Source organism: Anabaenopsis arnoldii, from assembly GCF_028331025.1.
Classification (GTDB): domain Bacteria; phylum Cyanobacteriota; class Cyanobacteriia; order Cyanobacteriales; family Nostocaceae; genus Anabaenopsis; species Anabaenopsis arnoldii.
Window position 1 is genome coordinate 1 of record NZ_JAQMUH010000083.1, and the last position, 10,233, is coordinate 10,233.

A 10,233-nucleotide genomic window follows, 5' to 3' on the forward strand; every position below is an offset into this window, starting at 1 on the left:
AGAGGATGTTTGATAAGTTTTATAAGGTGATTTTAGACACTTCTTGATCCCCCCTAACCCCCCTTCTCAAGGGGGGAACTAGAGTCAAAGTCCCCAATCTTGGAAATAGCGCGATCGCTAAATATTTTTTATCCCCTTCTCAAGGGGGGAACTAGAGTCAAAGTCCCCCTTCTCAAGGGGGATTTAGGGGGATCTAAAAATATTTGATACACCATGAGGGACTTTTCAAACACCCTCTTAGGGTTTTGGTTAGTTTCAGGTAGATTAATAATTATGGTTCCTGTAGGTTGTTGATAACCTGTGATTACGCCGGATTTGTACCAACGCCACGCAGTTCCATAACTTATCCCTACCTTTTTTGCATAATCAGATAGTTTCATTCATTTAATGATCGTACACTCATAATATTATACTATAAATGTACATAAATGACTATAAATTCATTAAATTATTGTGAACCTGCAAGAAATTTACCCCTGTCCTGTCTGTCGCGTCGGTAAAATTTCTCAGATGCCAATGATGGAAACTATGGCCTGTGACTTCTGTCATGAGATTTTTACTGTCAACCTAGAAGAACAACAAATCAAAATGCCTTCTCGGCAACCCCCACTGATATGGCGCTGGAATGGCTTTAACTGGACAGAACCCCAACTAGAAGGGGTGGAACTGGGTTGGGGTTATGGTGCAGCAGCAATTGCTTTTGTGGTTATCCCAACAACTATCATTGCCCTAGCTGCTTATTACTTACCCCCAATATCTGATAGCCCCATTACTTGGTTACCCTATATCTGGACAATACTCACTTTTTTGTCACATTTATCAATTATTATCTGGATTTTGGCAGAAATTTATCAGTTTCCACTTATGACTTATTGGAGAGCCAGGCATCGGTGGAGAAGTAGGTAACAGACTATACGTTAAATATACTATAGCCTTTTTCAGGCTCATGAAGTAAACACCAATTCCCTGTTCCCTGTTCCCTGTTCCCTGTTCCCTCAAACTAAAAAAAATTGTACCTCACGAGCATGGTAAATGCTATATGTGGGAATTTAGGATCAAAAGGTTATTTATGAACTGAGTTACCTCAAACAGGCTTGTATAATATTTAAATCTCAGTTAGAGAAAAACTATTCTGCTGGTGGAATCCATGCTGGTGGAGAATCACCCGCCCTAGGGCTTGACTAGGGTGGAATTCTCACTAATTCCCACATCAAAACTACACTGGAGTAGGTTTGATCTGGCAGCTGCATCACTCATACTTAAGATTGTTCACAAAAATACCTGATGAGCGAGATGGAGCAGTATTATCGAGTTTTGGAAATAGAACCTGGAGCCACACTTGAGGAAGTCAACCAGGCTTATAAAGACTTGGTTTTCATTTGGCATCCTGATCGCATTCCTCAAGATAATCTTCGTTTACAAAAGAAAGCCCAAGAAAAGCTCAAAGCTATTAATGAAGCTCGTGATCAATTGCGAGCTTTAAATGGCAAGAAGCATAACCATGTTGCTCATTCTCCGGTATCTCCACCCAAAAAACCACCCCACACTACCTACAAACCACCTAGCCCTAACCCGGATTTGAGTGGTAAGAACTTCAGCGGCTCTAACCTCAGCAACAAGGATTTATCTGGGCGAAACTTGAGTTATGCTAACTTGAGTGGCGCTGACCTGAGTGATACTTTTATGCATAAAGTCATTCTCCGGGGAGCAAATTTATCTCAAGCCAATTTGTTTAGAGCTAATTTACTTTTAGCCGACCTCAGAGAAGCTAACTTACGCTCTACTAATTTAATTGGCGCTGACCTGAGTGGCGCTGACCTGCGCGGAGCCGACTTGACAGGGGCGCGGATTCGTTCGGGCGATCGCCTACTGGTAAAATTAATTGGTGCTAATTTAGCCGGTGCAATTATGCCCGATGGTGCCATCCATAGTTAACAATCAGTTTGATTTATGAACATCGCCATTATTGGTTGCGGTTACGTTGGTTGTGCAGTTGCTCAATTGTGGCAGCAAAAAACGAATTTTATGATCACTGCTACCACAACCACCCCAGAGCGTGTCCCCACATTACAAACTCTAGCCCACAAAGTTGTAGTTATCCAAGGCCATCACCGAGAAGGACTAAAATCTGTATTGCAAAATCAAGATGTTGTCCTGTTGAGTCTTGGGGCAAAAGGGGTAAATTTATACGCAGAAACTTACCTCAAAACTGCTGAAAATCTGGTGAACCTTTTACCAGATCTTCCTACAATCAAGCAGATAATATATACCGGCAGCTATTCAGTTTATGGCGACCATAACGGTGGATGGGTAGATGAACAAACCCCACTTAGACCCACTCATGAGCGGGGAAAGATTCTCCAAGCCACTGAGGATGTATTGCTAGCAGCATCTACTGATCAACTGCGTGTTTGTATCTTCAGGTTGGGAGGTATTTATGGACCGAATCGGGAACTGATCAAAATATTTAGTACACTTCCTGGTACAACTCGTCCCGGTAATGGTGAAGATGTCACCAATTGGGTTCACCTAGATGATATTGTTGGGGCGATAGAATTTGCCCGCCAACATTACTTAGAAGGTATTTATAATTTAGTAGATGATGCCTATTTAACTAGTCGAGAGTTACTAAGTCGCTTGTTTAAAAAACACGATTTACCCAAAGTAAAATGGGATAATACTACTACAAGTAACCGTCCATATAATGCTAAAGTATCCAACCGAAAAATTAAAGAAGCAGGGTATAAATTAACTCACACACACATTATTTTTTAAGAAAAAAACCCGATTAATATGGTAAATTCATTGAATATTAGAATATCTCCTACCCAGTTTTATACATGGAACAATTATTCTTGTGCCTATGAAATCCATGAACCAGCTAATTCCGCCAGTGACGGTATACCTTTACTTTTAATTCATCCGATTGGTGTGGGGTTATCGCGGCAATTTTGGCAAAGGTTTCGCCGCCAATGGTATCAAACAGGTCGTAAAAATCCTATTTACAATCCCGACTTACTCGGATGTGGTGAAAGTGATATGCCCCATGTGGCTTATACTCCTCAAGATTGGGCGCAGCAACTACATACCTTTTTATTAACAGTAGTTAAAAAACCTGTAGTAATTGTAGTACAAGGCGCATTATTACCCGTAGCCATAGAACTAGTACAGCAACAATCTTTAATTCTGGGGATGATTTTAGCTGGGCCTCCATCTTGGCCAGTAATTACTAAAAACTCATCACCATTACAGCAAAAAATAGCTTGGAATATTTTTGATTCCCCTTTTGGCAAAGGTTTTTATCGCTATGCACGGACAGAAAAATTTTTGCGTTCTTTCTCAATTAGGCAACTTTTTGGCTCCGAGAATGCTGTAGATAAAGAATGGTTAAATATGTTATTCGCAGGGGCAAAAAATCTAGAAAGTCGCCATGCAGTATTTTCATTTTTAGCTGGATTTTGGCGACAGAATTATAGTAGTTATTTAGCTTGTATCAATCAGCCCACACTGATCGTTGTAGGAGAAACTGCATCCAGTATTAGCAAAGAAGGGAAACAAGAAACACCAGATGAACGCTTGGCTGATTATCTGGCCTGTTTACCCCAAGCTACGGGTATTAAAATACCGGGACGCAACGTTTTACCCTATGAATCAACAGGGGAATTTGTAGAAGCGATCGCCCCATTTATTACTCAGTTAGAAGCTGTCAAATCTTGAGGTACTTCTTCAAATACAGTCAAGTCGAACCAAAAAGTAGTACCCACACCCACCTCACTCACCAGATGCATTTGACTATGATGCCGTTCTATGATATTCCTAACAATAGATAAACCCAAACCAGTACCTTCTAAAGTGTGAACACGATTTTCCACACGGAAGAAACGGTCAAAAATCGCCTGTTGGTCTTCAGGGGCAATACCGATACCAGTATCCGAGACTTCCACCCGGACATGAGAACCCCCAATGTGTGAGTCAGGGTTTGTGTCCAGTTGGTAGGCGCGAATGACTACCTGACCACCCGGCTGAGAGAACTTCAAAGAATTACCTACTAAATTAGCTAATACTTGTAACAGTAAATCATAGTTGCCCACAACCAAGGGTAAATAAGGCTCTATTTCCTGAATTAATTCAATAGCTTTGTCCCTCGCATTGAGTTCATAAGTACGCAGGGTTTGTTCAATAGCTTGTGCTAAATCCACACCATCAAAATTGTAACTGCGTCCAGATTCGAGTTTAGACAAATCCAAAACATCGTTAACTAAACGGGTAAGTCTATCAGTTTCATTATTAACAGTTTGTAGAAAATCCTGTCTTTGTTCCACACTCAACTCTTCGCCATACTCATGCAAAGTTTCGATAAAAGATTTGATATTAAATAGAGGCGTGCGTAACTCGTGAGAAACATTACTAATAAATTGGCTTTTTGCCTCATTCAGTTCTACCTCACGAGTAATATCCTGCACAGTGATCGCAATACCTTTGATGCTCTCCCGTTGGAGATTGAGTACAGTAGTCAAAAGAATGCGGATAGTACGCTTAGTGGCTTGATTCAAATGAATACGGAACTCGGCGCTGTCACATTCACCCGCAGCCATTTCATACAAAGGACGGGTAATTTCCATCTGCACTGCTGAGGGTAAATGATGTAAAACATTACCCCCTTCAACTCCTATCCCCTCCCAGCCAAAAATCCGTCGGGCCGTGGGGTTAACTAAAATCACCTGCATACTGTTATCAATCAAAACAGCACCATCAGCAATGGTAGAAACCAGGGTTTCCAGCTTGGCTTTTTCTGCTGTTAATTCCTCAATATTTTGCTCCTCATAGCGTTCTAGACGTTCAGCCATTTCATTAAAGCTGAGAATTACCTCTCCTAGTTCCCCCCCTAAAGGTAAATCAATGCGCTGCTTGAAATTACCAGCCGCAATTTGTTTCACCCCTACTAACAGTTCTTTAATAGGCTTGGTAATAGTCAAAGCATTAATAACTCCAGCCAAAATCACCATCACCCAAATCGTGATAAAAACCGCAATAGTCACATCACGGGTGAAATTAGTAGAAATAACTGCCGTTTGGTTGGGGTTGATACCTATGGCTAAAACCCCCTGGTGTTTTTGATCAACAATTAGGGGAATAAATACATCCGTGACTACTCCATCCGGGGTTATATGTTGCCGCACCATGGGCTCTTTCCGCTCATTGGTGTAATCTTCTGGTAGTTGTATCCGTCGTTCAATGGTGAGGGAGTTTTCTACCTCTTCCAAAAAAGGAATGCCAAAAAATATTTTCCCAGTTTCATCAGCGTAGAGCATATAACGCACACTAGAGGTGCTGCTGTAGAAGCGTTGGGAAAATTGCTGGGCTTCAGTGAATTTGTGGTCCGCGATCAGGGGAGCAACGTTAGCAGCAAGCAGTAGTCCTAGGTCACGACCAAAGCGGGTGTCATTCATGCGCGCATCTTGCTGAATTGTATTCACAGCCCAGAATGTGAGGCCACTCATGACCAAGGACACCACCAAGGTGGCCACAGCCAAGAGTTTGGTCTGGAGGGTGAACTCTGACCACCAGTTAGCAATTGCTTCCCGGAGTGTTTTTAAAGGAGCCAGCATTCTAAATCAACTTGTTAGTAGTTTTCCTTATTTAACCGTTGGACAAAACCTACTAAAATCTCTTAGTGTAAAAATGCTTAATAGTTTTGTCTTTATAAAGGCATAACCTTTAATAGTACCACGGCTGCACTCCCTATCCCTTTTGTGTGTCAAAGTATAGGGAAGATTTTCATTACGATTTGTAACGAACCGTTGACATTCGCATTAATCTTAGTTTCATTACTGGATTGACCCCTAACAAGTGAAAAATTAATAGTTGATGTTATCAATATATTAATTGAAATATCAGGATTAGCCATGACCTGTGCTGGGAATCAAAGCGCAGCGCCAAAGCTAAATTCTACTTGAGCACTCGATGACCGATATCTTGGCGGTAATATACCCCCTGAAATTGGATTGATTTGATCCCAGTGTATGCTTGAGCGATCGCCTGCTGAAAATTTTCACCGATGCCCGTTACATTTAACACCCGTCCCCCATCTGTAACTATTTCTCCTTGCTGGTTTAATTTTGTACCTGCATGAAATACCGTCACTCCCGCGGCTTCAGCCTCCTTGATTCCCGTAATCACTTTACCCGTGTCGTATTTACCAGGATAACCCCCTGAAGCAGCGACCACAGTAGCCGCAGCCCCTGGTTTCCAAGCTATAGGCGGCATTTCCCCCAAACGCTGTTCTACACAGGCCAAAATCAATTCCTCTAGGGGTGTTTCTAACAGTGGCAAAATCACCTGAGTTTCCGGGTCACCAAAGCGACAGTTAAATTCTAACACTTTGAACTCGCCATCGGGGGCAATCATCAAGCCCGCATACAGCACCCCCCGATAGTCAATACCTCTAGATTTTAAACCAGCGATCGCCCTTTCCAACACTTCAGCTTGAATCCGCGCCATTAACTGGGGTGTAGCAATAGGTGCGGGGGCGTAAGCTCCCATCCCGCCGGTATTTTCCCCTGTATCCCCGTCTCCAATCCGCTTATGGTCTTGAGCGGGGAGCAAAGGGCGAATAGTTAACCCATCAGTCAGGGCTAAAACTGATACCTCTTCCCCAATCAAACATTCTTCCACTACCACAAAATTACCAGCACTGCCAAACTGTCCCGCAAAAATTGCCTCAATCGCACCTTCCGCCTGTTCTTGAGTTGTGGCGACTATTACCCCTTTACCGGCCGCTAAACCATCGGCTTTAATAACTATAGGTATTCCCTGGGATTTTACATAGAATTTAGCAGCCGTGGCTTCAGTAAATACCGCAGCCTTGGCTGTGGGAATCCCCGCCTCTTGCATTAAGGCTTTAGCCCAAGCTTTACTAGCCTCTATTTGCGCCCCAGCTCTCCCTGGACCAAATACCATCAGTCCTTGACTTTGCAGGTAATCTGTAATTCCCATTGCTAGAGGTACTTCTGGCCCCACTACCACCAAAGAAATGCCATTTTCTAGAGCGTATCGGCTCATCCCCTCAAAATCATCTACAGCCAAAGGTAGGTTCTGACAACGTTCTAGAGTAGCAGTTCCCCCGTTTCCTGGTACACAAACAACTTGCTCAAGCCCAGATTGTAACAGTTTCCAAGCCAGGGCGTGTTCCCGCCCTCCATTACCAACAACTAAAACTTTCACTGATTTCCTCATGTATCCCTGATCGAGAATACCTTAGCAGCTCTGATGAATCAACCTTTAACAATTTCCCATGATGCCAAATGAGTTTGAAACAAAACGTATCACGGCAGGTATTCGGTGTACAAATCAACCAGTTGAGTTTCTCCCCCAAAGGTAAGGTAGGTATTTATCTATTTCTCTGTCTTAGGGTAGATGACGAAATTCTTTTATACTCCTTAGTTGCCACAAAAAATACTGTCTATTATTATACCTTTGTTGGAATATTCAGAAAAATATGGCTAATTGTCCTAATTGTGGTTCTACTCACATTCAACTCAAAAAGGAAACTCAAGTAAATTGGGGGCGAGCCGTTACTGGTTGGGTTTTATTTGGGATTGTAGGTGGTGCAATAGGTGCAGTGACAGGGGAGGCTAAAAATGCTAATGTTTGTATGGATTGTGGTACATCTTGGAAAGCTGAAGATATCTATAAAATTCTAGAGGTTATTAAAAAGTTAGCTAGCATAACACTAGATTTATCTAAGGAAAAACACCGTTCATTTCTGAATAAATTTATCTCTACAATTGGTACTTATATAGAGGAAGTATCCGAAACTGAAAAAAAAGCAGAGGCATTTCTGACCAAAGCCAAACAAGAGGCGGAAAGTAAATATTTCGTTCTATCTGGTTGTGGTTGCCTCTTGTTGATATTTAGTGTATTTTTTGCCTTTTCTGCATCGGCTGCCGATATTGCTGGTTTCGCTTTTATTCTAGGTCTATTAGTATTCATAATAGGTTTTGTGATTGATGCTAGTATATCTCATGCCAACAAAGAAAACATTAAGAAGGAAATAGAAATGGCGGAAGCCAAAGCAGAAGGAATGAAGATTAAGGCTCAAGAAAAACTGAAAGCAAAAGTCAGCCTTTTTGTGCTGAATAATCCTCTGAATTAAAGTATAATCTGCCAATCAAAATACCTATAGTCCCAAGCATTACTTACCCCTGGTGGGTCTTGGTGGATGAGGAGACGCAACCCATTTAATCCAGCTAAAATTGCCGAACCATTATGAATCAGGGTCGCTGCTAAGGGATGCAACCCTAGGGTAATAGTTAGTCCTAAAGCCGCTAAATTGGGGAATATTACTAAACCAATATTTTGTTTAATTACCGCTGCGGTTTCACGGGCGATCGCACTAGCTTGTCACCCGTCATCTATATTAAGGTACTCAAGAGGTTGTCTGTATTTTGAAAGCTTGTTTAATAAATGTTGATATGTAATTTTCATCACCAGATGGGCAATATCCCCGACTTCTACGAAAATTTATAACTACCTGACAAGATCATAGTCAGAAGTCGGGGATATGAGTCACTAATAAAAGCGATCGCACTACCACCGAAATCACCCAGAGTCCCCAGAACAGAAATATCACAGTCATTCGGGGGTAGGTTTGGATTTGTTGACTGTTGACCGTCAACCGTCAACCGTCATCTATATTACAGTGCTGAACTGAGTTAAATGTGCTTGTATCTGGGTTAAATCCCTGGTAGCATCAGGAGCGATCGCACCTTCAATTAATTTATCACCAGGGAAAGCAGTAGAACCAAACAGATGGCGTACTATCATAATCCCATCCGAAAGAGCTTTAATTTCTCCATTCCCGTCAATATCTAGGTATTGGTTATCTACCCCCTGTTGTAAATAGGCTTGAATTTCTGCTAGGTTGCGAGTAGCGTTAGGAGCGATCGCACCTTGAGTTAATTTTTCATCGGGGAAAGCAGTAGAACCAAACAGATGGCGTACTATCATAATCCCATCCGAAAGAGCTTTAATTTCTCCATTCCCGTCAATATCAAAATTCCACTCCTGCTTACTCACTAAAATCGGGTCTGCTTCTAGGCTATAACCAGGGGCTAAATTATCGGAACTCAGATTAAGTTGAGTTCCAGTAAAGTTACCAGTGGTGGTAAAGTTAAAATCTCCTAACTTTAATGGTAGAGTTTGACCAGGCCAATTAGCAGCAAAGCTAGTATACCCAAATTGGATATAGCGATCGCTTTCGGGGTCATTGTCAAAGTCCCCACTATCAGGTAAATCTGCCAGTGGAACGAATAGATCGTTAGTAAAGAGGTTTTCTGCAGTTTGGAAGCTCAATTCATTAGAATTGTAGTGCAACCGCAGACTAATACCCGCAAGGGCATTCTCACCAGTAGAGGTATTATAGAACAGGGGAATAGATACATTACCACCAGGGAGAGTCATTAAATTATCTAATGATGTAATTTGTTGGCGATCGCTCTCCACTGGTGGTGTATCATCATTTTCAATCGTCCCCGTAGCAGTAGCAGTGATAATCGTGGCGTTACTGGGGTTAGATAGGGTAACGGTAAAGGTTTCATTTGCCTCTACTACGGTATCACCTTGTACATTCACCGTAATTACTTGGGATGTTTCCCCATCTGCAAAGGTGACCGTACCCGTGGGGAGGGTTCCCCCAAAGTCAGCGGCGTTAGCGGGGTTGTCACCTGTACCTGTCACAGCCCAGTTAGCAGTGCTTGTACCTGTATTCCCTGTGCGGGTAACAGTGAAGGTGAAGGGGGTAGTACCTTCGTCACCTTCTGGTTGTACTGCATTAGTAGGGGCGATTATTATAGATGGTTGCTCAGTTGTAGCTTGAGTAAACTCACTCACATCAATGATTTGCAATCCTGCTTGATATTCAGCCACATAGGCGTAGTTCCCCACTACTTCTACATCCCCAGCAAAGCCAGGCGTATCGTAAACACCGGTGGGGGTGGGGTTAGCGGGGTTGCTGATATCGATGATTTGCAATCCGGCATTCCCATCAGCCACATAGGCGTAGTTCCCCACTACTTGTACACCATAAGCATCGCCAGAGGTATCGTAAACGCCGGTGCGGGTGGGGTTAGCGGGGTCACTGATATCGATGATTTGCAATCCGGCATTCCCATCAGCCAGATAGGCGTAGTTCCCCACTACTTGTACATCATAAGCATCGCCAGAGGTATCGTA

The 10,233-nt window shown here is 42.6% G+C and carries 8 protein-coding genes and 1 pseudogene; 5 read left to right on the forward strand and 4 right to left on the reverse strand.

Annotated features, from left to right (window positions below):
• The first annotated feature begins 510 nt into the window (after nucleotides 1–510).
• The 4 genes from PN457_RS06630 to PN457_RS06645 all read left to right on the forward strand — a co-directional run bounded on the left by PN457_RS06630 (nucleotide 511) and on the right by PN457_RS06645 (nucleotide 3,717).
• Entirely contained in the window at nucleotides 511–906 is a 396-nt protein-coding gene (locus tag PN457_RS06630; RefSeq protein WP_271732170.1) for a hypothetical protein, read from the forward strand.
• Nucleotides 907–1,284: 378 nt separating this feature from the next.
• Nucleotides 1,285–1,935 (forward strand): pentapeptide repeat-containing protein, encoded by a 651-nt coding sequence (locus PN457_RS06635; protein ID WP_271732158.1) that lies wholly within the window; start codon nucleotides 1,285–1,287, stop codon nucleotides 1,933–1,935.
• 15 nt (nucleotides 1,936–1,950) lie between these two features.
• Nucleotides 1,951–2,775: an SDR family oxidoreductase gene (locus PN457_RS06640; protein WP_271732160.1), complete on the forward strand. Its 825-nt coding sequence runs from the start codon at nucleotides 1,951–1,953 to the stop codon at nucleotides 2,773–2,775.
• 18 nt (nucleotides 2,776–2,793) lie between these two features.
• Entirely contained in the window at nucleotides 2,794–3,717 is a 924-nt protein-coding gene (locus PN457_RS06645) for an alpha/beta fold hydrolase (protein WP_271732161.1), read from the forward strand.
• Here the strand turns inward: PN457_RS06645 and nblS are convergent.
• Both nblS and purD read right to left on the reverse strand, forming a co-directional pair.
• Nucleotides 3,693–5,609 carry a two-component system sensor histidine kinase NblS gene (gene nblS, locus PN457_RS06650; protein ID WP_271732163.1) on the reverse strand — a complete coding sequence of 639 codons (1,917 nt, stop codon included), beginning with the start codon at nucleotides 5,607–5,609 and terminating at the stop codon, nucleotides 3,693–3,695. The genes PN457_RS06645 and nblS overlap by 25 nt on opposite strands.
• A 340-nt stretch (nucleotides 5,610–5,949) precedes the next feature.
• Nucleotides 5,950–7,224 carry a phosphoribosylamine--glycine ligase gene (purD, locus tag PN457_RS06655; protein WP_271732164.1) on the reverse strand — a complete coding sequence of 425 codons (1,275 nt, stop codon included), beginning with the start codon at nucleotides 7,222–7,224 and terminating at the stop codon, nucleotides 5,950–5,952.
• A 274-nt stretch (nucleotides 7,225–7,498) separates the two neighbouring features.
• Here purD and PN457_RS06660 point away from each other — a divergent pair, with 274 nt between their 5' ends.
• The gene (locus PN457_RS06660) at nucleotides 7,499–8,155 is read left to right on the forward strand and encodes a hypothetical protein (protein ID WP_271732166.1); all 657 of its coding nucleotides are present in this window, start codon (nucleotides 7,499–7,501) and stop codon (nucleotides 8,153–8,155) included.
• Here the strand turns inward: PN457_RS06660 and PN457_RS06665 are convergent.
• A pseudogene (locus PN457_RS06665) lies at nucleotides 8,152–8,403 on the reverse strand (hypothetical protein); the annotation flags it as partial. The gene PN457_RS06660 and the pseudogene PN457_RS06665 sit on opposite strands and share 4 nt — an antisense overlap.
• A 288-nt stretch (nucleotides 8,404–8,691) precedes the next feature.
• On the reverse strand, nucleotides 8,692–10,233 hold a 1,542-nt coding region (locus tag PN457_RS06670), incomplete at its 5' end, for a Calx-beta domain-containing protein (RefSeq protein ID WP_271732168.1).